The organism is Cupriavidus sp. SHE, from assembly GCF_000812445.1.
GTDB lineage: Bacteria > Pseudomonadota > Gammaproteobacteria > Burkholderiales > Burkholderiaceae > Cupriavidus > Cupriavidus metallidurans.
Map to the genome: position 1 here is coordinate 46,068 of NZ_JWMB01000048.1, position 20,392 is coordinate 66,459.

The following is a 20,392-nucleotide window of genomic DNA, read 5'->3' on the forward strand; positions in this document are numbered from 1 at the left end:
TTTACTCGAACTGGATATTGGCCTTGCGAGCCACCGCCTGCCATTTGTCATGCTCGTGGCGCACCAGGTTGCCGAGGTCGGCAGGTGTGCCAACCGCAATTTCGAAACCCTGGGCCGTCAGCGCCTCAACCACCTTGGGCTGGCGAATCGCGACGCCCAGCGCATCGTGCAGGCGGGTCACGGTATCGGGCTGCATATGAGCCGGGCCGAAAACGCCGATCCACGAGTAGGCCTCGAAGCCCTTGAAGCCCTGCTCGGCCACGGTCGGCACCTGCGGAAGCTGTTTGATGCGGCTCGATCCGGTCACGCCGAGCACCTTGATCGTCTTGGCGGCGATGTGGGCCTGCACGGCGGCGTAGCTGCTGAAGAACAGGTCGACTTCCCCCGCCAGCACGGCTTGCACGGCCGGGCCGCCACCCTTGTAGGGCACGTGGAGGAACTGGACGCCCGCGTCGGTGGCCAGCGCTTCCGCGGCAAGCTGGTTCAGGCTGCCGATGCCAGACGAGGCATAACGCACGCCCTTGGGATTGGCGCGGGCCAATTCCACGAGCTCACGCACGTTCGAGGCTGAAAGCGCGGGATTGGCAGCGATCACCAGCGGGAAGCGCACCAGTTGGGAGATCGGCGTGAAATCCTTGAACGTGTCGTACGGCAGGTTCTTGTACGCAAATGGATTGATCGCGTGCGTATCGAAGGCCATCAGTAGCGTATTGCCATCCGGCTTGGCACGCGCCACGGTACTGCTGGCGATCAGTCCGCCAGCGCCAGGCTTGTTATCGACAACGACGGTCTGGCCGAGTCCGCTCTTCAGCCCGGGCTGCAGTTGGCGCGCAACGATGTCCACGCTGCCACCCGGCGGGAACGGCAACACCATGGAAATGGGACGGCCACTCGAGGCAGGTTCTGCCGCGCGGGCGAGACTGGAGATCGAAGCGACGGGCACGGCACCCATCGGCAAGGTCTTGAGCAGCAGACGGCGCAGCCGCATGCGGTCTGGAGAGGACATCGGTGACTTGAGCTGTGCGGCCACAGGGCCGCGTGACAAAAAAGAAAGGGCGACATGCCGCCCGCCCGTATTTTGCCCGATGATCGCTCGCGTTGCAGGCAATGCCTTCGCTGATCGCCCAAAAGCCCACGAAGCTGGAACAATCGCCCAAGAAAAACGGCCGGGAATGACCCGGCCGTTATCCGATTTTGCTGATATGTCAGACGCTCAGACTTCTGCGCGCTGCTCGCTTTCCGGCGCCTCGGGCGGCTCCGGATCCGCTTCGGAGAACGTCAGCTTGATCTGGTCGTCGTCGTCCAGGTCCACCGCGACCTTGCCGCCGCTGACAAGCTTGCCGAACAGCAGCTCGTCGGCCAGCGCCTTGCGGATCATGTCCTGGATCAGACGCTGCATCGGACGGGCACCCATCAGCGGATCGAAGCCCTTCTTCGCCAGATACTTGCGCAGCTTCTCCGAGAAGCTGGCATCTACCTTCTTCTCGTGCAGTTGCTCTTCCAGCTGCATCAGGAACTTGTCCACCACGCGCAGGATGATTTCCTCATCCAGAGAACGGAAGCTGATCATCGCATCGAGTCGGTTACGGAACTCGGGTGTGAACATCCGCTTGATATCGGCCATCTCGTCGCCCTGCTCGCGGGCGGTGGTGAAGCCGATTGTGGCACGGTTCATCGTCTCGGCGCCCGCATTGGTGGTCATGATGATGATCACATTGCGGAAGTCGGCACGGCGACCGTTGTTGTCGGTGAGCGAACCGTGGTCCATCACCTGCAGCAGGATATTGAAGATATCCGGATGTGCCTTTTCGATCTCGTCGAGCAGGAGCACGCAGTGCGGCTTCTTCGTGACGGCCTCGGTCAGCAGGCCGCCCTGGTCGAAACCGACATAGCCCGGGGGCGCGCCGATCAGGCGGCTAACCGCGTGGCGCTCCATGTATTCGGACATGTCGAAGCGCAGCAACTCAATGCCCATGATGAACGCGAGCTGCTTGGCCACTTCGGTCTTGCCGACGCCGGTCGGGCCCGAGAACAGGAACGAGCCGATCGGCTTGTCGGTCTTGCCCAGGCCAGCACGCGACATCTTGATCGCCGAAGCCAGCGCCTCGATGGCCGGGTCCTGACCGAACACCACCGACTTCAGGTCGCGTTCCAGCGTCTGCAACTTGCTGCGGTCGTCCTGGTTCACGCTTTGCGGCGGGATACGCGCGATGCGCGACACGATGTCCTCGATCTCGGCCTTGCCGATCGTCTTCTTCTGCTTCGACTTCGGCAGGATGCGCTGTGCCGCACCCGCTTCATCGATCACATCGATCGCCTTGTCCGGCAGATGACGGTCCGTGATGAAGCGTGCCGACAGTTCGGCCGCCGCGGTCAGCGCCGAGGCTGCGTACTTGACGCCGTGATGCTCCTCGAAGCGCGACTTCAGGCCACGCAGAATCTGCACGGTCTGGTCTACCGAAGGCTCGACCACGTCGATCTTCTGGAATCGACGCGATAACGCCGCATCCTTCTCGAAGATGCCACGGTACTCGGTGAACGTGGTCGCGCCGATGCACTTGAGCTGCCCCGACGACAGCGCCGGTTTCAGCAGGTTGCTGGCGTCCAGCGTGCCGCCCGATGCGGCGCCCGCGCCGATCAGCGTGTGGATCTCGTCGATGAACAGGATCGCGTTCGGATTGTCCTTGAGCGACTTCAGCACGCCCTTGAGGCGCTGCTCGAAGTCACCACGGTACTTGGTGCCGGCCAGAAGCGCGCCCATGTCGAGCGAGTACACCACGGCCTTTTCCAGGATATCCGGCACCTCGCCCTTGGTGATGCGCCATGCCAGACCTTCGGCGATCGCCGTCTTGCCCACGCCGGCCTCGCCGGTCAGCAGCGGGTTGTTCTTGCGGCGGCGACACAGCACCTGGACGACGCGCTCGACTTCGCTTTCGCGGCCGATCAGCGGATCGATCTTGCCGGCCTTGGCCAGCGTGTTCAGGTTCTGGGTGTATTGCTCGAGCGGGCTTTCCTTGCCGTCACCGCCCTCGCCTTCGGCGTTGCCGTCGCCATGCTTGGCGGGCTCGGCCTGATCCTTGCGGATGCCGTGGCTGATGAAATTCACCACGTCCAGGCGCGTGACGCCCTGCTGTTGCAGGTAGTAGACCGCGTGGGAATCCTTCTCGCCGAAGATCGCCACCAGCACGTTCGCGCCAGTCACCTCCTTCTTGCCGTTGGAGGTCGACTGCACATGCATGATGGCGCGCTGGATCACTCGCTGGAAACCGAGTGTCGGCTGTGTGTCCACTTCATCGGTGCCGGGCACGACCGGCGTGTTGTCGGCGATGAAGTTCTTCAGACTAGTGCGCAAGTCCTCGATGTTGGCTGCGCACGCGCGCAGCACCTCGGCCGCCGTGGGGTTGTCGAGCAACGCCAGCAGCAGGTGTTCCACGGTAATGAACTCGTGGCGCGCCTGGCGAGCCTCGACGAAGGCCATGTGCAGGCTCACTTCCAATTCTTGCGCAATCATGCTTCCTCCATCACGCACTGCAGCGGGTGCCCCGCCTGCCGCGCATGGGTTGATACAAGCTCGACTTTGGTCGCCGCGATATCACGCGTATAGATACCACAAACGCCCTTACCTTCCCGGTGGACGGTCAGCATGATCTGCGTCGCCGTTTCCCGGTCCCTGCTGAAATACTGCTGCAGGATCATCACGACGAACTCCATCGGAGTGTAGTCGTCGTTGAGCAGGACCACCTTGTACATCGCCGGCGGCTTGAGCTGCTGCTCCTTCCGTTCGATGACAGTGCCTGTTTCGCGTTGGGGGGTGTTCGCCAGCCGTGTCGCCATGGCTTTTATTCTAACCCTTGTTCACAAGTCTGCAATTTGGGGAACTGGGCTGTTATTCAAGCCCCGCACCCGGTAAATTCTCTGCGTGGCACGCCACACAAAGGACGTTCGGCGCACGTTGGCGGAGCACGCCGCACACGAGCGGGACGGCTCCCTGGCACCAGTCCGGGGCATTCGGGAAAATCCGTACGCCCCGCGCCAAAGGTACCACTGGTGGCCGTTTCAATCCCGCCACACCCCGCGCCGAGTGGGGATTCTGCCAGCTTGACAGTATGTAGGTTTGCCGAAAGAATCGTTCGCGCATTCGGGCATGACCACGCGAGCCAAGCAACAAGGTCAGTCCGGATGATTCCGTGAGCAGGGGAGGCCCACGACCGGCGTCGTTCATGCGTCCGCATGCCAGCATTTGACTGGTAACCGGGCGCCGACCACGCGAATCTCATCGATACGGCGCCTTTTGGCTGCCGGTGCCGCAGGGCGCCGACGCTGGAAGCCCGTCGAAGTGTTTTTCAGCTGGCCATCGGTTTCCCCGCTTGAAATCTGCTTTTTCGTTGGGGGAGTTTATGGCAAGCGGTATCGTCAAATGGTTCAATGACGCCAAGGGTTTCGGCTTTATCAAGCCGGACGACGGCGAGGAAGAACTGTTTGCGCACTTTTCGGCAATTCAGATGTCGGGTTTCAAGACGCTGAAGGAAGGCCAGCGTGTGGTGTTCGAAATCGTGCAAGGCCCGAAGGGCAAGCAAGCTACGAACATCCAGGACGCGAACCAGTAAGAGTGCGCCGCGACCGAACCGGCCGCAGAGCCGCGTCGGTCCGTCAGGATGCTGGGGGATGTACCCCCGCGGAACGGGATCCAGTGCCACGGTACGGCAATGCCGGCCAGCGGCACGCTGCTTTTGGCGGTACGCCACGCATCCGATGGAACGCCCGGCCTCGTGCCGGGCGTTCTGCTTTCCGCCCCTCGCGCTCACTCCCACCGTCCGTCGATATTCCGACCGCTCGCCCGCTGGACGTCTTCGCGGCTGACTATTCGCAACGCAAGGACCGAAGACCTTGCCCCCAATCGCATTTCGCTATCAGGCCAACGCCGCGACGATCGGGTGATCTACGTCGGCCGTTGGACGTGAAAAAGCCCCGCATCTGCGCGGCTTCCTGTCTCCGGCGGAGTGGCCGTCGCGCTTACATATTGTCGATCATCACCTGACCAAACCCCGAGCACGACACCTGCGTCGCACCTTCGAGCAGCCGGGCGAAGTCGTACGTGACCTTCTTCGACTGGATCGACTTCTCCATCGAGCGAATGATCAGGTCGGCCGCTTCGGTCCAGCCCATGTGGCGCAGCATCATTTCCGCGGAGAGGATTTCCGAACCTGGGTTCACGTAGTCCTTGCCTGCATACTTCGGCGCGGTGCCGTGCGTGGCTTCGAACATGGCAACCGAATCGGACATGTTCGCGCCCGGCGCGATGCCGATGCCACCCACCTGGGCAGCCAGGGCGTCGGAGATGTAGTCACCGTTCAGGTTCAGCGTGGCGATCACCGAATACTCAGCCGGACGCAGCAAAATCTGCTGCAGGAATGCGTCGGCGATAGCGTCCTTGACGACGATATCGCGGCCAGTCTTTGGATTCTTGAACTTGCACCACGGGCCGCCATCGACCAGCTCCGCGCCAAATTCCTGCTGCGCGAGTTCATAGCCCCAATCGCGGAAGCCGCCTTCGGTGAACTTCATGATGTTGCCCTTGTGCACGAGCGTCACCGACGGCTTGTCGTTGTCGATCGCGTACTGGAGCGCCTTGCGCACCAGGCGCTGCGTGCCCTCCTTCGAGACGGGCTTGATGCCGATGCCGGACGTTTCCGGGAAGCGGATCTTCTTCACGCCCATTTCGTTCTGCAGGAAGGCGATCAGCTTCTTCGCGCCTTCGCTTTCGGCTTCCCACTCGATACCGGCATAGATGTCTTCCGAGTTCTCGCGGAAGATCACCATGTCGGTCTTCTCGGGCTCGCGCACCGGGGACGGCACGCCCTTGAAATAGCGCACCGGGCGCAAGCAGACATAGAGATCGAGCTGCTGACGCAGTGCCACGTTCAGCGAGCGGATGCCGCCACCGACCGGCGTGGTCAGCGGACCCTTGATCGACACCACGTATTCCTTGACCACATCCATGGTCTCTTCCGGCAGCCACACATCCGGGCCGTAGACCTTGGTCGACTTCTCGCCGGCGTAGATCTCCATCCACGAGATCTTGCGCTTGCCGCCATACGCCTTGGCCACGGCGGCATCCACCACTTTCAGCATCACCGGGGTGATATCGACACCCGTGCCGTCACCTTCGATGTAGGGAATGATCGGATTATCCGGCACGTTCAGCGAAAGATCGGCGTTGACCGTGATCTTCTCGCCTGCCGGCACCTTGATGTGCTGATACATATTTGTCTCCAACTGCGGATGGGGGTAAGGACGGCACCAGGCCGCAGAGCCCGGCAATGCGATTGTGTCGTGCAAGGCATTGTAACGGGCGAATCGGATTCGCCACGTGACCGGCCGCGATCACATCTCGCTCGGCAGTCCATGTCAGTCTTATATAAGACTCAAGAGCATCCGCATATTATGCATAAACGCCGTGGGCACGCCAATTGATTCGGCGGCTCGTGCATACTTCGCGCCCATGACCCTGATCGCGCTAAACAAACCCTACCAGACCATGAGCCAGTTCTCCGCGCACCCCTCGCGCGCGACGCTGGCTGACTGTGTCGATGTGCCTGGCGTCTATCCTGCCGGCCGGCTCGATGCGGACAGCGAAGGCCTGCTGCTGCTCACCGACGATGGCGCGCTGCAGGCACGCATCGCCGATCCGCGACACAAGCTCCTCAAGACGTACCTCGCTCAGGTGGAAGGTGTTCCAGACGAGGCTGCGCTTGCTACCCTTCGCGCCGGCGTGGACCTGGGAGATTTCAAGACGCTGCCAGCAAAGGCACGCGTCGTCGATGAGCCAGCATGGTTGTGGGAACGCCATCCTCCGATCCGCTATCGCGCGGCCATTCCCACTACGTGGATCGAGTTGTCGATCCGCGAAGGCAAGAACCGACAGGTGCGTCGCATGACTGCCGCGGTGGGGCTCCCCACGCTTCGACTCGTCCGCATATCTATCGGCAATCTGAAACTGCCGGAGCTGGGACTGATGCCCGGCCAATGGTGCGAAACAGATGTCTCGAAACTAGGACTTTCAAGCAGCAATCCGCATGTTTCGACTGCAAGACCTGAGCGCACGCCCACATCGGGACCGGCAAGACGCAGTTACAAATTCAAGTAAATATGGCGTCAACGGCCAGCCTTGCCGCTTCGTTTTTTCGAGTGACACGTTCTACTACGCGTCGCACTCACCAAATGCTGGACACAAATTCTCGAGGTACTCGCAAATGAAAAAACTGATCGCTGCCCTGGTTGTTGGTCTGTTCGCTACCGGCGCTTTCGCCCAGGCTTCGGCTCCCGCCGCTGCTGATGCTGCCGCACCGGCCGCCAAGGAAGCCAAGCCCGCGAAGTCCACCAGCAAGAAGCATCACAGCAGCAAGAAGCATAGCTCGAAGAAGACTGAAGCTTCGGCTCCGGCTGCTCAGTAAGGCGGTTCGCGCGCGACTCGCCGGCATCGGTCCGGCGCTCACGCGAAGGGCAGGCACGTTTCGACGGCCTGCCTTTTTTATTGCGCGAACGACTGACGCACGCGCGCTGCGCTATGCTCTCGGCTGCAGTCGACCCACTCACTTCCGATAACGCCATGCATCGCATGATCAAGACTCTGCTGGCCGCAGGCACCACGGTGCTGGCCACGCTCGCCCACGCACAAAGCGCGCTGCCCGTGATTCCGCTGACCGCTGGCATGTATGCCATCCAGGCGGAGGTGGCAGCCTCGCCTGAGGCGCGCGAACGCGGCCTGATGTTCCGCAAGAACATGCCAGCCAATGCCGGCATGTTGTTCGTGTTCGAGGATAAGGCCGGCCACTGTTTCTGGATGAAGAACACCGACCTGCCGCTGTCGATCGCCTTCCTGGCCGATGACGGCAGCATCGTGAACATCGAGGAAATGAAGCCGCAGACCGAGGACAATCACTGCCCGCGCGCGGCCGTGCGCTACGCGCTGGAAATGAACAAGGGCTGGTTTGCCCAGAAGGGCCTCAAGCCGGGCGCGAAGATCGGCGGACTGCCTCAGCCGAAGTAGCCCCAATAGCGCTGTAAGGCAGCCCGCGAGCTGGGTGGTTGCGGGCTGCGACGCGCTTAGTCGCGGAAGTTGTTGAAGTCGAGGGGCGCCTCGTTGGCGTCCTTGCGCAGCATGGCGATCACCGCCTGCAGATCGTCGCGCTTGGTGCCCGATACGCGCACCGCATCGCCCTGGATGCTGCCCTGGACCTTGATCTTGCTGTCCTTGATCATACGCACGATCTTCTTGGCCAGATCGCCGGTCACGCCCTTCTTGATCGTGATGACCTGCTTGACCTTGTCGCCGCTGATCTTCTCGACCTTGCCGTAGTCCAGGAAGCGCACGTCCACGTTGCGCTTGGCCATCTTGTTGATCAGGACGTCCTTGACCTGATCCAGCTTGAAATCGTCATCAGCAAAGGCGGTCAGCTCGCCCTCCTTCTGCTCGACCCGGGCATCGGAACCCTTGAAGTCGAAACGCGTGGAGATTTCCTTGTTGGCCTGCTCCACGGCGTTCTTCACTTCGACCATATTGGCTTCACACACTACGTCAAACGACGGCATTTCAATTCTCCTGGTATTGCATGGCCGCTGGCACTAAGCAGCGGCCGGTCCGTAACGGTTACGTATAATCGGGCCTGCCTCTCAGTCCGGGGAGGCCATTTCGCCGCTTCGGCGCCCGCTTTTCCCGTCCTTGCATGGCAGATTTCCTCGAATTCTATCCCCTGCGCACCCACAATACATTCGGGTTCGATGCGCGTGCGCGCCTTGCCGTCCATATTCGTAACGAATCGGACCTGGTTTCGGCCCTGTCCGACCCTCGGATCGGCAATCTGCCGATCGTCGTGCTCGGTGGCGGCAGCAATGTGGTACTGACCGGCGATCTCGATGCATGTGTGCTGCTGATGGAGATCCCCGGGTACGACGTGGCGGAGGATGATGGCAGCTGGCTCGTCACGGCCGGCGCCGGGGAAACCTGGCACGGGCTGGTGAACCGCACGATCGACGAAGGGATGCCTGGCCTGGAAAACCTGGCGCTGATCCCGGGCACGGTCGGCGCCGCCCCGATCCAGAACATTGGCGCGTACGGCGTGGAACTGCGCGAACGTTTCGCCCGGCTACGTGCCTATGACCGACAATCCGGCGACTTTGTCACGATCGACCTGGACACATGCGCGTTCGGCTACCGGGACAGCCTGTTCAAGCGCGAAGGCCGCGACCGCTACATCATCACGGCGGTCACGCTGCGGCTGCCCAAGGCCTGGCAACCGGTACTGAACTACGGCGAACTGGCGCGTGAGCTGGAAGGTGTGGGCACGCCCAATGCGGCGCAAGTCCGCGACGCGATCGTTGCGATCCGCTCGCGCAAGCTGCCGGATCCGGCAAAGATCGGCAACGCCGGGAGCTTCTTCAAGAATCCGGTCGTCGACGCCGCGCTGCGCAATGCCCTGCTGGCCGACCACCCTGCCCTCGTCAGCTATCCGCAACCCGATGGCAGCTACAAGCTGGCCGCAGGCTGGTTGATCGACCAGTGTGGATTCAAGGGTGTCGACGACGGCCCGGTGGGCGTCTACGGCAAGCAGGCACTGGTGCTGGTGCATCACGGCGGTGGAACCGGCGCGGCGCTGCTGGCGCTGGCTAACCGCATCGCGGACGCGGTGCAGGCGCACTTCGGGGTCCGGATCGAACCGGAACCGGTGATTCTGTAGAGGGGGTCTGCTCCCCTCTTCCACAACGTGGCAGAGGGGAAAGTTCTCGGTACGGCTTAACCGAAGTGGCAGACGTAATCCAGGGTCTCGGTCACTTCGATGTCGAAGCTGCTGTTGCCCGGCACGTCAAACTGCTGACCTGCGCCATAGGTCTTCCACTCGTCCGAACCTGCCAGACGCGCGCGGCAGACGCCAGCATTGATTTCCATGATTTCTGGCGCGCCGGTGCTGAACGTCAGCGCAGCCGGGAAAATCACGCCGAGCGTCTTGCGCGTGCCGTCGGCAAAGGTCACCGTGTGGCTGACACACTTGCCATCGAAATACAGGTTGGCCTTCTTGACCACGGATACGTTGTCGAACTGGCTCATCTCAATCTCCTCGAGTCTTCGGGTTTCATCAAATCGGTGGGCGTAAAAAAGGGAGCCTGGACGGCCCCCTTTGATCAGCTCCTGCAGGCGCTTAGTAGCGGCCGCAGAGCAGGTATTCCATCAGCGCCTTCTGCACGTGCAGACGGTTCTCGGCTTCTTCCCACACCACGCTGCGCGGGCCGTCGATCACCGCCGCTTCCACTTCCTCACCACGGTGCGCGGGCAGGCAGTGCATGAACAGGGCGTCGTCCGCGGCGCGATCCATCATCGCCGTCGTCACCATCCAATCCTTGAACGCACGCTTGCGCGCATCGTTTTCGGCCTCGAAACCCATGCTGGTCCACACGTCAGTGGTGACCAGATGCGCGCCCTGGCAGGCGTCGAGCGGATTATCGAACACCTTCACGCGCGATGCGGCCCAGTCCGGCACCATCGCCGGATCGAGCTGATAGCCCGGGGGCGCCGAGAAATGGAACGTGAAATCAAGGCGCTCGGCGGCCTGGATCCAGGTATAGGCCATGTTGTTGGCATCGCCGATCCACGCCACGGTCTTGCCGGCGATGGTGCCGCGCTGTTCGATGTACGTGAACACGTCGGCCAGTACCTGGCACGGGTGGTATTCGTTGGTGAGCCCGTTGATCACCGGCACGCGCGAGTGCTTGGCAAAGCGGTCGATGATTTCCTGTCCGAACGTGCGGATCATGATGATGTCGACCATGCGCGAAATCACCTGGGCGGCATCCTCGATCGGCTCGCCACGGCCCAGTTGCGAATCGCGGGTGTTCAGGAACACCGCGTGACCGCCGAGCTGGTGGATGCCGGCTTCGAACGACAGGCGCGTGCGCGTGGAATTCTTCTCGAAGATCATGGCCAGCGTGCGGTCATGCAACGGGTGCCACGTTTCGTAGTTCTTGAACTTCGCCTTGAGGATCCGCGCGCGGTCCAGCAGGTACTCGTACTCGTCGGCACTGAGATCGCTGAACTGGAGGTAATGCTTGATCGGGGTTGGGCTCATAAAACAAATAAGGCGGCTCGGTTTGGACACGTGGCCCGGACGCCAGACTGGGCGATCCTTCAGGGCCAGAGCGTGTCGCGGAGCCGCCTTTCGCGTCGCTTACGCAATGTAATTGCAAGAATCATAAGGGATTATTCCTGCTTTGGCGAGCCCGGAGCGCCCGCCGGCGGCACGCGCCCGGGCCGCCATTGACAGGTTTCCGACAGGATTTCCCGCTATGCGCAACTCTTATATAAGATATAATACTCGCTGATTCACGCGGGGCCCGGCATACCCATGCCACCGCCCGCCGCCGGCATCAAAAGTGCCCCCGCCGACACCACCGCCCTGCTGCTCCAGCCCGGATGCGCGAGAACCTTTGCGCTCCGGATGCGTCAAACGGGCGCCCGTTGAAGCGGGTTTACCGTCGAGTCACCAAGCAGATCCCCGCAGTCCCATGACGACCCCCCAAGTTCGCGAATATTTCATCCAAGGTGTGACCAAGGAAGGCAAGACCTTCCGCCCGAGCGACTGGGCTGAGCGACTGTGCGGGGTGATGGCGCAATTTCGCCCCGAGGGCGACACCGGCGACCCTCGTCTGACCTACTCACCGTATGTGCGACCGATGATCGTGGCCGGGGTCAAGAACGTGGTGGTGGACACCCGGCTGCGGGATATCGAGCCCAAGGCGCTCGACTTCGTCCTGAACTTCGCGCGCGACAACAACCTCCAGGTCGTCGAAGCCTGCTCGTTCGGCGAATAAGCGACGGGAGCACGGGCCGCGGCAGGCGCGGCCCAGACAGAGCCGTCAGGCAAACCCAACAGGAAGCAAGAGGAAGGAAGGCGGCCCCGGAACCCGAATCAGAAGCCGAAAAACAAAAAAAGCTCGTCGCAATGACGAGCTTTTTTTGTACCACAGGGTCACCGGAGTGACCCAGGCAGCTATCAGGCAGCCATGGCCTTGATGGCGGCCGACAGGCGCGACTTGTGACGTGCAGCCTTGTTCTTGTGCACGATCTTCTTGTCGGCGATGCTGTCGATCACGACTTGCGACTGCTTGTAGATCTCAGCAGCAGCGGCCTTGTCACCAGCGTCGATAGCCTTGCGAACAGCCTTGACGGCGGTACGCAGGCGCGAGCGCAGGCTGGAGTTGTGGGCGTTCGCGGCGACGGCTTGGCGCGCGCGCTTGCGAGCTTGTGCGGAATTTGCCATGTATCTCTTCCTGAATTCAGAATGCGCGCCCGGGGCGACGCAACAAAATGGGACGCAACAATTAAGTCACATCTGCGACCCGGGATGTTCGGACAAACGAATCCGGAACGCGACTGTCCTTGCGAATCGGCGATTATACACACATCGCAACAGGACAGGCAAGAACAACCCGTACCTGTCGCGCTACGCCCGCCCCTGCCCCGCCGTACGGGGGCAAGTCACGGTCGATCCGCAAGGCTGCATCCGTATAATACCCGCCACATGAGCAGTCGCAGCCGCGCAGGAAGCGTGGTGTCGCGGCAACTTTACGGCCGGCCGAGCGTCTCAAACCCGTTTGCCGCCCCGGCGCAGACCGCACGCCGGCCTCACGCTTCCCCGAATTCTCATCTTGAACCTGCTCAAAGCGCTTGCCACCATCAGCAGCCTGACGATGCTCTCCCGCATCACCGGCCTGGTGCGCGAAATCCTGATCGCCCGTGCCTTTGGCGCCTCGGACATGACCGACGCCTTCAATGTGGCGTTCCGCATCCCCAACCTGCTGCGCCGCATTTTTGCCGAAGGCGCGTTCTCGCAGGCCTTTGTGCCGATCCTGAACGAGTACCACGGCAAGCGCGGCCATGACGAGACCATGAGCCTGGTGGATGCCGTGGCCACGGTGATGACCTGGGTGCTGGCCGCAGTATCGCTGCTCGGGGTGATCGGCGCGCCGATCGTCATGACCGTGGTCGCCACCGGCTTCCGTGGCGACTCCGAAACCTACAACGCCGCCGTCTTCATGACGCGCGTGATGTTCCCGTACATTGGCCTGATCTCGATGGTGGCCCTGGCCTCGGGCATCCTGAACACCTGGCGCAACTTCGCCGTGCCGGCGTTCACGCCCGTCCTGCTGAACCTCTGCCTGATCGTGGCCGCCCTGTTCGTGGGCCCGCACATGAGCCAGCCGATCTACGCGCAGGCGTGGGGCGTGCTGGTCGGCGGCGTGCTGCAGCTTGTGATCCAGGTACCCGCGATGCGCAAGCTCGGCGTGATGCCGCGTGTGTCGCTCAACCTGCGCGCCGCCTGGGCAAACCCTGGCGTGCGCCGCGTGATCACGCAAATGCTGCCGGCGCTGCTGGCCGTATCGGTGGCGCAGATCAGCCTGATCATCAATACCAATATCGCGTCGCGACTCGGAGCCGGCGCGGTGTCGTACATCACCTATGCCGATCGGCTGATGGAATTCCCCACCGCGCTGCTGGGCGTCGCGCTCGGCACGATCCTGCTGCCGAGCCTGTCTCGGGCGAGCGCCGAGGACAATCGCGAGGAATACTCTGGCCTGCTCGACTGGGGCCTGCGCCTGACGTTCCTGCTGGCGCTGCCGTGCGCGGCCGGACTGATGCTGTTCGGCACGCCGATCACGTCGGTGCTGTTCCACTATGGCCGGTTCGACGCCCATGCGGTCCAGATGACGCAGCAGGCATTGACCACCTACGGCGTCGGGCTGCTTGCGCTGATTCTGATCAAGATCCTGACGCCGGGCTTCTACGCCCGCCAGGACATCCGGACGCCGGTCAAGATCGCCATTCTCGTGCTGATCATCACGCAGGCATCCAACTATGTGTTCGTGCCGATGCTCCAGCACGCGGGCCTGCCGCTGTCGATCAGCTTTGGCGCCACGGTGAACGCCCTGCTGCTGTTCTATGGCCTGCGCCGCCGCGGCTACTACCACCCGGCGCCGGGCTGGGGCCTGTTCCTGCTGCGACTGGTGGCCGCGATGCTGATCCTGTCGGGCATGCTGCTCTGGTTCGCGCGCAACTTCGACTGGATCGCGCTGGGCGCCACCCCGGGGTTGCGCATCGCGCTGATGGGCGCCTGCCTGGTACTTGCGGCGACGGTCTACTTCGGTACACTGTGGCTCATGGGCCTGCGCTACTCCTCCTTCCGGCGCCGCGCGGGCTAGTCAGGAACCCGCCATGACCTCCACGAAAGTCCTGGACTACTTCGCCAGCCTCGTGGCCGACGACGACGCGATCCCGCTCACCGAGACCGCGCTGGCGATCGCCCAGGACGCCTATCCTGACCTTGACCTGCAAGCCGAACTGGCAGCCCTGGATGTTCTGGCCCTGCGCCTGAAGCGCCGGATCGCGGAGGGAACGGCGGCCATCCAGCGCCTGCGCCTGCTCAATCATTTCTTCTATCGCGATCTCGGCTTCGGCCCCAACGCGAACGACTACTACGATCCGGACAATTCGTACCTGAACATGGTGCTCAAGCAGCGCCGGGGTATTCCGATCTCACTGGCCGTCCTCTACATGGAACTCGGCCAACAGATCGGCCTGCCGCTCAAAGGTGTTGCCTTCCCCAGCCACTTCCTGGTTCGCATGACGATTCCGGCGGGCGAGGTCGTGCTCGACCCGCTGACCGGCGAGACGCTTTCGAAGGAACAGTTGCAGGAAATGCTCGACCCCTATCTCGAGCGCGAGGGGATCGCTAATTCGAGCGAAGTGCCGCTTGGCCTGTTTCTGCAAACGGCCAGCCATCGCGAGATCATCGCGCGGATGCTGCGCAACTTGAAGGCGATCTATTTGCAGGAGTCACGCTGGCAGCGGCTGCTGGCGGTGCAGAACCGCCTGGTGATCCTGCTGCCGGACTCGATCGAGGAAGTACGCGACCGGGGGCTGGCGTATGCCAACCTGGAATGCTTCCGCCCGGCGCTGGAAGACCTGGAAGCCTATGTCCAGGCCCGCCCGGATGCGGCCGACTCCACGCAGATTCGCGATCGGATGCCAGCCTTGCGGATGATGAGCCGCAGCGTCAACTAACGGCTGCGGGCCCACCCGCCCCGCGCCGCTCAGGAAGCGCGCGTATCGCGCGCCTTGCCGCGCACAAGCTTCCACAACCCGCCCAGCACCAGTGGCACCACGGCCGCGCCGATACCAGCCAGCACGATCAGGTTCAGGTATTGCTTGATGAACGGCAGGTTGCCGAAGAAGTAACCGGCGAATACCAGGCCGAACACCCAGATCACCGCGCCGATCACATTGAACAGCTGGAATCGCGCGAACGTCATCTGCGACACGCCGGCCACGAACGGCGCGAACGTGCGCACGATCGGGATGAAACGTGCCATCACCAGCGTCTTGCCGCCATGCTTCTCGTAGAACATGTGCGTCTTGAGCAGCGCCTTCTGGTCCAGGAATCGCCACTGGTGATCGAATACCTTCGGCCCGATCCAGCTACCGACCATGTAGTTGACCGTATTGCCGGTCACCGCCGCCAACAGCAGCAGCCCCGCCAGCACCCATTCGTTCATCGCGCCGGTCGCGCACATCGCGCCGGCAATGAACAGCAGCGAGTCGCCCGGCAGGAAGGGCAGCACCACCAGCCCCGTCTCGGCAAAGACGATCGCAAACAGGATGCCGTAGACCCAGACGCCATAGTCCAGGACGAACTGTCCGAGGAATTTGTCGACATGGAGAATCATGTCGAGCAGTTGCAATGCGGTATCCAAATTTGTCCCCATTCAATGAAGGTCCACATCATACAAGAGCGCCCGGTTTGATCCGTCACCTGGCGCCCGGAAAAGTGCCCGGACTGTGCCGAATTCGTGTCCTCGCGCACGTATAATCGCCCACATGCCTGCCGAAGCCGACCGTACCCATCCTCGCACCGCCCAACCCAACCGCCCCATTCGCCCGCTGCCGGACCAGCTGATCAGCCAGATCGCCGCCGGTGAAGTGGTGGAACGGCCCGCGTCGGTCGTCAAGGAACTGCTCGAGAACGCACTCGACGCCGGCGCCACGCAACTGGGTATCCGGCTCGAGGAAGGCGGCGTGAGACGCATCGTCATCACCGACAATGGCTGCGGCATCCCCGCCGACGAACTGCCCGTTGCGCTGATGCGCCACGCCACCAGCAAGATCGCCTCGCTGGACGAACTCGAATCGGTCCTGACACTGGGCTTCCGCGGCGAGGCGCTGGCCTCGATTGCCTCGGTCTCCCATCTCGTGCTGACCAGCCGCACGGCCACCGCCACGCACGCCACCCAGATCAGCGCCGACACCGGCCATCTGCAACCCGCTTCAGGCGGAGTTGGCACGATGATCGACGTGCAGCACCTGTACTTCAACACGCCAGCCCGTAGAAAGTTCCTGAAATCGGAACAAACCGAGCTGGGGCATTGCCTGGAGATGATCCGCCGCGCCGCGCTGGCACGGCCCGACGTCACGATTTCGGTGCATCACAACGGCAAGCCGCTGGAGCACTGGAATGCCGGCGACGTGGCCACGCGCACGGCGCAGGTGCTCGGCAGCGACTTCGCACGCGCCCGCCTGCCGCTCGACGAACAGGCCGACGCGCTGCACCTCTATGGCTTTGCCGGACTGCCCACCGCATCGCGAGGCCGGCCGGACCAGCAGTATTTCTTCGTCAATGGCCGTTTCGTGCGCGACAAGCTGCTCAACCATGCTGTGCGCAGCGCCTATCAGGACGTACTGCACGGCGACCGGTTCCCATCGTATGTGATCTGCCTGGACCTGCCACCCGAACTGGTCGACGTGAACGTTCACCCGTCCAAGATCGAGGTTCGCTTCCGCGAATCGCGCGCGGTGCACCAGTTTGTCTATCACGCAGTGCAGCGATGCCTGGCACGCCAGGCCGGCGAGCAAGGCGACAGCCTGCATTCGGAGATCGCCGATGAGGCAGAACGGCCTTCGATGCCTGCGGCCCGTCCAGGCGGCGCGCCGGGTGCGCCGGGCGCCGCGCCGCAGTGGGTCAATTATTCGGCAGGCCGCCAGACCGAGCTTGGTATCGCACAGCCGCGCCAAGCCTATCTGGGCATGGTCCGCGACGCCGCCGGGCAAGGCAGCGCGCGGCCCTGGCAACCGTCGCCGCAGCCGCCCGCATGGCTGGCCGACGCACAGGCGGCACGCGCAGACGAACCGCCGGGCCTGCTCGACCGATTACCGCTGCAACCGCTGCAGCCTTCCACCCTGCCCGCGGCAGACAAAGGCGACGACGATCATCCGCTCGGTTACGCAGTGGCGCAGTTGCACGGCATCTATGTGCTGGCGCAGAACGCCCGGGGGCTGGTGCTGGTCGATATGCACGCGGCGCACGAGCGCATCCTGTACGAACAGATCAAGACCGCCCTCGACGCGCGCGAACTGGCGGTGCAGCCGCTGCTGATTCCGGTCACGCTGCCGGCCAGTCCGGTGGAAATCGGCGCGGCCGAAGAACACCAGGAAACGCTGCAGCTGCTCGGCTTCGACATCAAGCCCGTATCCCCCACGACGCTCGCCGTGCGCGCGATTCCCGCACTGCTCAAGCAGGCCGATACCGAAGCCTTGGCACGCGACGTGCTGCGCGACCTGCAGGCCTACGGCGGCTCGCGCGTGCTGGCCGAGCGCCAGAATGAACTGCTGGCCACGTTGGCTTGCCACAGCGCCGTGCGCGCCAATCGCAAGCTGACCGTAGAAGAGATGAACGCCTTGCTGCGCCAGATGGAGCAGACAGAGCGCGCCGACCAGTGCAACCACGGTCGCCCGACATGGGTGCAGTTGACGGTTGCGGAACTCGACCGCCTGTTCCTGCGCGGCCAGTAATCTCCCCAGCTTCAAGATGTCCGCACAGTCCCACCCGCCCGTCGTCTGCCTGCTCGGCCCCACTGCATCGGGCAAGACGGCGGCCGCGCTCGAACTGGCCGCGCGCACGCCGGTCGAGATCATCAGCCTCGATTCAGCGCTGGTCTATCGCGAGATGGACATCGGCACGGCCAAGCCCACGCGCGAGGAACTGGCCAGCGTGCCGCATCATCTGATCGACATCATCGATCCGCTCGAAAGCTATTCGGCGGCGCAGTTCGTGACCGACGCCGAGCGGCTGATCGGCGAGATCCGCGCACGCGGCCGCACGCCGCTGATCGTCGGCGGCACGATGCTCTATTACAAGGCGCTGACGCAGGGGCTCAACGACCTGCCTCAGGCCGATGCCACGGTGCGCGCGGAGCTCGACGCGCTGGCGGCCGAGCGCGGCTGGCCGGCGCTTCATGCGATGCTGGCCGAGGTCGACCCCATCACGGCTGCGCGGCTCGCGCCCAACGATGCCCAGCGCATCCAGCGCGCGCTGGAAATTCATCGCCTCAGCGGTCAGCCGATGTCCGCGCTGCTGGCACGGCAAGCCGACGCTCGCACGTTCACGGGCGCGGCCGACGCACGCTACCGCGTGATTGCCCTGGAGCCGTCGGACCGCGCCGTGCTGCACGCGCGCATTGCCGACCGCTACGACGCGATGCTCAAGGGCGGGTTGATCGAGGAAGTGGAGCGGCTACGCGCGCGCGGCGACCTGCACCTGGGTCTGCCGTCGATCCGCTGCGTGGGCTATCGTCAGGTGTGGGAGTACCTCGATGGCGACTGCGACTTCGCGACGATGCGTGAGCGCGGCATCGCCGCCACGCGCCAGCTATGCAAGCGACAGCTGACCTGGTTGCGCAGCACCCCGGAGCGCATCGGCATCGACTGCCTGGCGCCAGACTACGTTGCAAGGGTTGCCGACGCGGCGGGGTGGTGACGGCGTGCGGAGTGGACGATAATCGTCGCTCAAACCTTTTTGGCCTGCTTTCCGCCCGCCCCAGATGACCACGTTCACCATCCGCCCCGCCGCCCCCGCCGATAGCGAGACCCTGTACAACCTGATTTCGGCGCTGGCCGAATACGAGAAGCTCACGCATCTGGTGGAAGCCACGCCGCAGAAGCTCTGCGATGCGCTGTTCGGCGCGCATCCGGGTGCCGAGGCCGTGATTCTCGAAGTGGATACGGACAGCGGCAAGCTGCCGGTCGGCTTCGCGCTCTTTTTCCACAACTTCTCGACGTTCCTGGCCAAGCCGGGGCTCTACCTGGAAGACCTGTTCGTCGACCCGGCATGGCGCGGGCACGGGCTGGGCAAGGCCCTGCTCAAGCACCTGGCGGCGCTGGCCGTGGAGCGCGGCTGCGGCCGCTTCGAATGGTCGGTGCTCGACTGGAACCAGCCGTCGATCGATTTCTACCGCGCGATGGGTGCCGACGTGATGCCGGACTGGCGCATCTGCCGCGTGACGGGCGATGCGCTGACGAAGCTGGGTGCGTGATCCCTGGCGCCCAGAAGACAAAAAGCCCGGCCTCTCGGCCGGGCTTTTTGTTGGTACGTCAGCAAGGCTGATCAGACCACCACGGTCTGCGCCTGGCCTTCGGCACGCTCGCGGATCTCACCGATCTGCCACACGGCCTCACCGGCCGCCTGCAGGTGGCGGATGGCGCGTTCAGCGTCTTCCTTCGCCACGATCACGACCATGCCGATACCGCAGTTGAACACGCGGTGCATTTCGGCGTCGGCCACGCGGCCTTCGGCCTGCAGCCACTGGAACAGCGGCGGCAGCGTCCAGGCGTCGCGCTGGATCACGGCGGTGACGTTGTCGGCCAGCACGCGCGGCACGTTCTCGGTCAGGCCGCCACCGGTGATGTGGGCCATGCCCTTGACCGGCAGCGTTTCGATCAGCGACAGCAGCGGCTTCACGTAGATGCGCGTCGGCGCCATGATGGCGTCCTGCAGGCGCTGGCCGTGGAAGTCGGCGTCCAGGTTCGGGCGGGCCACGTCGATGATCTTGCGCACCAGCGAGTAGCCGTTCGAATGCGCGCCCGACGAAGCCAGTCCCAGCACCACGTCACCCGGGGTGATCGTGCTGCCGTCGATGATCTTCTTCTTTTCCACGGCGCCGACCGCGAAACCGGCCAGGTCATATTCGCCGTCCGGGTACATGCTCGGCATTTCAGCGGTTTCGCCGCCGATCAGCGCGCAGCCAGCCAGTTCGCAGCCGTGGGCGATGCCCTTGATCACGGTGGCCGCGGTTTCCACATCCAGCTTGCCGCAGGCAAAGTAGTCGAGGAAGAACAGCGGCTCGGCACCCTGCACGAGGATGTCGTTGACGCTCATCGCCACCAGATCCTGGCCCACCGTGTCATGGCGGTTGAGCTGGAACGCCAGCTTGAGCTTGGTGCCCACGCCGTCGGTGCCCGAAACCAGGACCGGCTCCTGGTACTTCTTCGACAGCTCGAACAGCGCGCCGAACC

21 protein-coding genes are annotated in these 20,392 nt (G+C 63.4%); 11 read left to right on the top strand and 10 right to left on the bottom strand.

The window, feature by feature from the left end; translation table 11 throughout:
* Position 1: 1 nt before the first annotated feature.
* The 3 genes from RN01_RS22945 to clpS all read right to left on the bottom strand — a co-directional run bounded on the left by RN01_RS22945 (position 2) and on the right by clpS (position 3,834).
* Positions 2-1,006: a tripartite tricarboxylate transporter substrate binding protein gene (locus RN01_RS22945; RefSeq protein ID WP_024569074.1), complete on the bottom strand. Its 1,005-nt coding sequence runs from the start codon at positions 1,004-1,006 to the stop codon at positions 2-4.
* 207 nt (positions 1,007-1,213) lie between these two features.
* Entirely contained in the window at positions 1,214-3,511 is a 2,298-nt protein-coding gene (clpA, locus tag RN01_RS22950) for an ATP-dependent Clp protease ATP-binding subunit ClpA (RefSeq protein ID WP_008644941.1), read from the bottom strand.
* A complete protein-coding gene (clpS, locus tag RN01_RS22955; RefSeq protein WP_008644942.1) occupies positions 3,508-3,834 on the bottom strand; it encodes an ATP-dependent Clp protease adapter ClpS in 327 nt (108 codons plus the stop codon). Before clpS ends, clpA begins: the two co-directional genes overlap by 4 nt.
* Before the next feature lie 563 nt (positions 3,835-4,397).
* On the opposite strand from clpS, the gene RN01_RS22960 reads away from it, so the two are divergent.
* A complete protein-coding gene (locus RN01_RS22960; RefSeq protein ID WP_008644945.1) occupies positions 4,398-4,607 on the top strand; it encodes a cold-shock protein in 210 nt (69 codons plus the stop codon).
* A 406-nt stretch (positions 4,608-5,013) separates the two neighbouring features.
* Here RN01_RS22960 and icd read toward each other — a convergent pair whose 3' ends face one another.
* Positions 5,014-6,264 (bottom strand): NADP-dependent isocitrate dehydrogenase, encoded by a 1,251-nt coding sequence (gene icd, locus RN01_RS22965; RefSeq protein WP_017513643.1) that lies wholly within the window; start codon positions 6,262-6,264, stop codon positions 5,014-5,016.
* Between the two features lie 238 nt (positions 6,265-6,502).
* On the opposite strand from icd, the gene RN01_RS22970 reads away from it, so the two are divergent.
* From RN01_RS22970 to RN01_RS22980, 3 genes are all read left to right on the top strand, one after another.
* The gene (locus RN01_RS22970) at positions 6,503-7,147 is read left to right on the top strand and encodes a pseudouridine synthase (protein ID WP_017513644.1); all 645 of its coding nucleotides are present in this window, start codon (positions 6,503-6,505) and stop codon (positions 7,145-7,147) included.
* A gap of 106 nt (positions 7,148-7,253) precedes the next feature.
* The gene (locus tag RN01_RS22975; protein WP_008644951.1) at positions 7,254-7,454 is read left to right on the top strand and encodes a hypothetical protein; all 201 of its coding nucleotides are present in this window, start codon (positions 7,254-7,256) and stop codon (positions 7,452-7,454) included.
* A 155-nt stretch (positions 7,455-7,609) separates the two neighbouring features.
* On the top strand, positions 7,610-8,050 hold the full coding sequence (locus RN01_RS22980; protein ID WP_008644952.1) for a DUF192 domain-containing protein: 441 nt from the start codon (positions 7,610-7,612) through the stop codon (positions 8,048-8,050).
* A gap of 56 nt (positions 8,051-8,106) precedes the next feature.
* Here RN01_RS22980 and RN01_RS22985 read toward each other — a convergent pair whose 3' ends face one another.
* Positions 8,107-8,592, bottom strand: a complete 486-nt coding sequence (locus tag RN01_RS22985) for a YajQ family cyclic di-GMP-binding protein (RefSeq protein WP_011517448.1) — start codon at positions 8,590-8,592, stop codon at positions 8,107-8,109.
* Positions 8,593-8,726: 134 nt separating this feature from the next.
* Here RN01_RS22985 and murB point away from each other — a divergent pair, with 134 nt between their 5' ends.
* Entirely contained in the window at positions 8,727-9,737 is a 1,011-nt protein-coding gene (gene murB, locus RN01_RS22990) for a UDP-N-acetylmuramate dehydrogenase (protein WP_017513645.1), read from the top strand.
* Between the two features lie 56 nt (positions 9,738-9,793).
* On the opposite strand, the gene RN01_RS22995 is transcribed toward murB, so the two are convergent.
* Both RN01_RS22995 and argF read right to left on the bottom strand, forming a co-directional pair.
* Positions 9,794-10,105, bottom strand: coding sequence for a pyrimidine/purine nucleoside phosphorylase (locus RN01_RS22995; RefSeq protein ID WP_017513646.1), 312 nt, complete (start codon positions 10,103-10,105; stop codon positions 9,794-9,796).
* Positions 10,106-10,196: 91 nt separating this feature from the next.
* Positions 10,197-11,120, bottom strand: a complete 924-nt coding sequence (gene argF / locus RN01_RS23000; RefSeq protein ID WP_011517450.1) for an ornithine carbamoyltransferase — start codon at positions 11,118-11,120, stop codon at positions 10,197-10,199.
* 436 nt (positions 11,121-11,556) lie between these two features.
* Here argF and RN01_RS23005 point away from each other — a divergent pair, with 436 nt between their 5' ends.
* Positions 11,557-11,862 (top strand): DUF3579 domain-containing protein, encoded by a 306-nt coding sequence (locus RN01_RS23005; protein ID WP_008644961.1) that lies wholly within the window; start codon positions 11,557-11,559, stop codon positions 11,860-11,862.
* A gap of 182 nt (positions 11,863-12,044) precedes the next feature.
* Here RN01_RS23005 and rpsT read toward each other — a convergent pair whose 3' ends face one another.
* Positions 12,045-12,311: a 30S ribosomal protein S20 gene (gene rpsT / locus RN01_RS23010; RefSeq protein ID WP_008644962.1), complete on the bottom strand. Its 267-nt coding sequence runs from the start codon at positions 12,309-12,311 to the stop codon at positions 12,045-12,047.
* Positions 12,312-12,699: 388 nt separating this feature from the next.
* On the opposite strand from rpsT, the gene murJ reads away from it, so the two are divergent.
* Together murJ and RN01_RS23020 are read left to right on the top strand one after the other, a co-directional pair.
* Positions 12,700-14,250 carry a murein biosynthesis integral membrane protein MurJ gene (gene murJ, locus RN01_RS23015; RefSeq protein ID WP_017515009.1) on the top strand — a complete coding sequence of 517 codons (1,551 nt, stop codon included), beginning with the start codon at positions 12,700-12,702 and terminating at the stop codon, positions 14,248-14,250.
* Positions 14,251-14,263: 13 nt separating this feature from the next.
* Positions 14,264-15,112 (top strand): SirB1 family protein, encoded by an 849-nt coding sequence (locus tag RN01_RS23020; protein WP_017515008.1) that lies wholly within the window; start codon positions 14,264-14,266, stop codon positions 15,110-15,112.
* A 29-nt stretch (positions 15,113-15,141) separates the two neighbouring features.
* On the opposite strand, the gene RN01_RS23025 is transcribed toward RN01_RS23020, so the two are convergent.
* Entirely contained in the window at positions 15,142-15,813 is a 672-nt protein-coding gene (locus RN01_RS23025; protein ID WP_223277289.1) for a VTT domain-containing protein, read from the bottom strand.
* A gap of 112 nt (positions 15,814-15,925) precedes the next feature.
* Between RN01_RS23025 and mutL the strand changes: the two genes are divergently transcribed.
* The 3 genes from mutL to RN01_RS23040 all read left to right on the top strand — a co-directional run bounded on the left by mutL (position 15,926) and on the right by RN01_RS23040 (position 19,413).
* Positions 15,926-17,893 (top strand): DNA mismatch repair endonuclease MutL, encoded by a 1,968-nt coding sequence (mutL, locus tag RN01_RS23030; protein ID WP_024569077.1) that lies wholly within the window; start codon positions 15,926-15,928, stop codon positions 17,891-17,893.
* 16 nt (positions 17,894-17,909) lie between these two features.
* Complete coding sequence (gene miaA, locus RN01_RS23035; RefSeq protein ID WP_017515715.1) at positions 17,910-18,857, top strand: tRNA (adenosine(37)-N6)-dimethylallyltransferase MiaA; 948 nt, start codon at positions 17,910-17,912, stop codon at positions 18,855-18,857.
* A gap of 64 nt (positions 18,858-18,921) precedes the next feature.
* The gene (locus tag RN01_RS23040) at positions 18,922-19,413 is read left to right on the top strand and encodes a GNAT family N-acetyltransferase (RefSeq protein ID WP_024569078.1); all 492 of its coding nucleotides are present in this window, start codon (positions 18,922-18,924) and stop codon (positions 19,411-19,413) included.
* A 71-nt stretch (positions 19,414-19,484) separates the two neighbouring features.
* Here RN01_RS23040 and purM read toward each other — a convergent pair.
* Positions 19,485-20,392, bottom strand: a 908-nt coding sequence (gene purM, locus RN01_RS23045) for a phosphoribosylformylglycinamidine cyclo-ligase (protein WP_039016775.1), incomplete at its 5' end; no start/stop codon positions are given.

Coding starts and splice junctions, on each gene's coding strand:
- RN01_RS22960 (WP_008644945.1), top strand. CDS start 4,398: ATGGCAAGCGGTATCGTCAAATGGTTCAATGACGCCAAGGGTTTCGGC.
- RN01_RS22970 (WP_017513644.1), top strand. CDS start 6,503: ATGACCCTGATCGCGCTAAACAAACCCTACCAGACCATGAGCCAGTTC.
- murB (WP_017513645.1), top strand. CDS start 8,727: ATGGCAGATTTCCTCGAATTCTATCCCCTGCGCACCCACAATACATTC.
- RN01_RS22980 (WP_008644952.1), top strand. CDS start 7,610: ATGCATCGCATGATCAAGACTCTGCTGGCCGCAGGCACCACGGTGCTG.
- clpS (WP_008644942.1), bottom strand. CDS start 3,834: ATGGCGACACGGCTGGCGAACACCCCCCAACGCGAAACAGGCACTGTC.
- argF (WP_011517450.1), bottom strand. CDS start 11,120: ATGAGCCCAACCCCGATCAAGCATTACCTCCAGTTCAGCGATCTCAGT.
- RN01_RS23040 (WP_024569078.1), top strand. CDS start 18,922: ATGACCACGTTCACCATCCGCCCCGCCGCCCCCGCCGATAGCGAGACC.
- RN01_RS22945 (WP_024569074.1), bottom strand. CDS start 1,006: ATGTCCTCTCCAGACCGCATGCGGCTGCGCCGTCTGCTGCTCAAGACC.
- icd (WP_017513643.1), bottom strand. CDS start 6,264: ATGTATCAGCACATCAAGGTGCCGGCAGGCGAGAAGATCACGGTCAAC.
- RN01_RS23005 (WP_008644961.1), top strand. CDS start 11,557: ATGACGACCCCCCAAGTTCGCGAATATTTCATCCAAGGTGTGACCAAG.
- mutL (WP_024569077.1), top strand. CDS start 15,926: ATGCCTGCCGAAGCCGACCGTACCCATCCTCGCACCGCCCAACCCAAC.
- RN01_RS22995 (WP_017513646.1), bottom strand. CDS start 10,105: ATGAGCCAGTTCGACAACGTATCCGTGGTCAAGAAGGCCAACCTGTAT.
- RN01_RS22975 (WP_008644951.1), top strand. CDS start 7,254: ATGAAAAAACTGATCGCTGCCCTGGTTGTTGGTCTGTTCGCTACCGGC.
- miaA (WP_017515715.1), top strand. CDS start 17,910: ATGTCCGCACAGTCCCACCCGCCCGTCGTCTGCCTGCTCGGCCCCACT.
- RN01_RS22985 (WP_011517448.1), bottom strand. CDS start 8,592: ATGCCGTCGTTTGACGTAGTGTGTGAAGCCAATATGGTCGAAGTGAAG.
- rpsT (WP_008644962.1), bottom strand. CDS start 12,311: ATGGCAAATTCCGCACAAGCTCGCAAGCGCGCGCGCCAAGCCGTCGCC.
- clpA (WP_008644941.1), bottom strand. CDS start 3,511: ATGATTGCGCAAGAATTGGAAGTGAGCCTGCACATGGCCTTCGTCGAG.
- RN01_RS23020 (WP_017515008.1), top strand. CDS start 14,264: ATGACCTCCACGAAAGTCCTGGACTACTTCGCCAGCCTCGTGGCCGAC.
- RN01_RS23025 (WP_223277289.1), bottom strand. CDS start 15,813: ATGGGGACAAATTTGGATACCGCATTGCAACTGCTCGACATGATTCTC.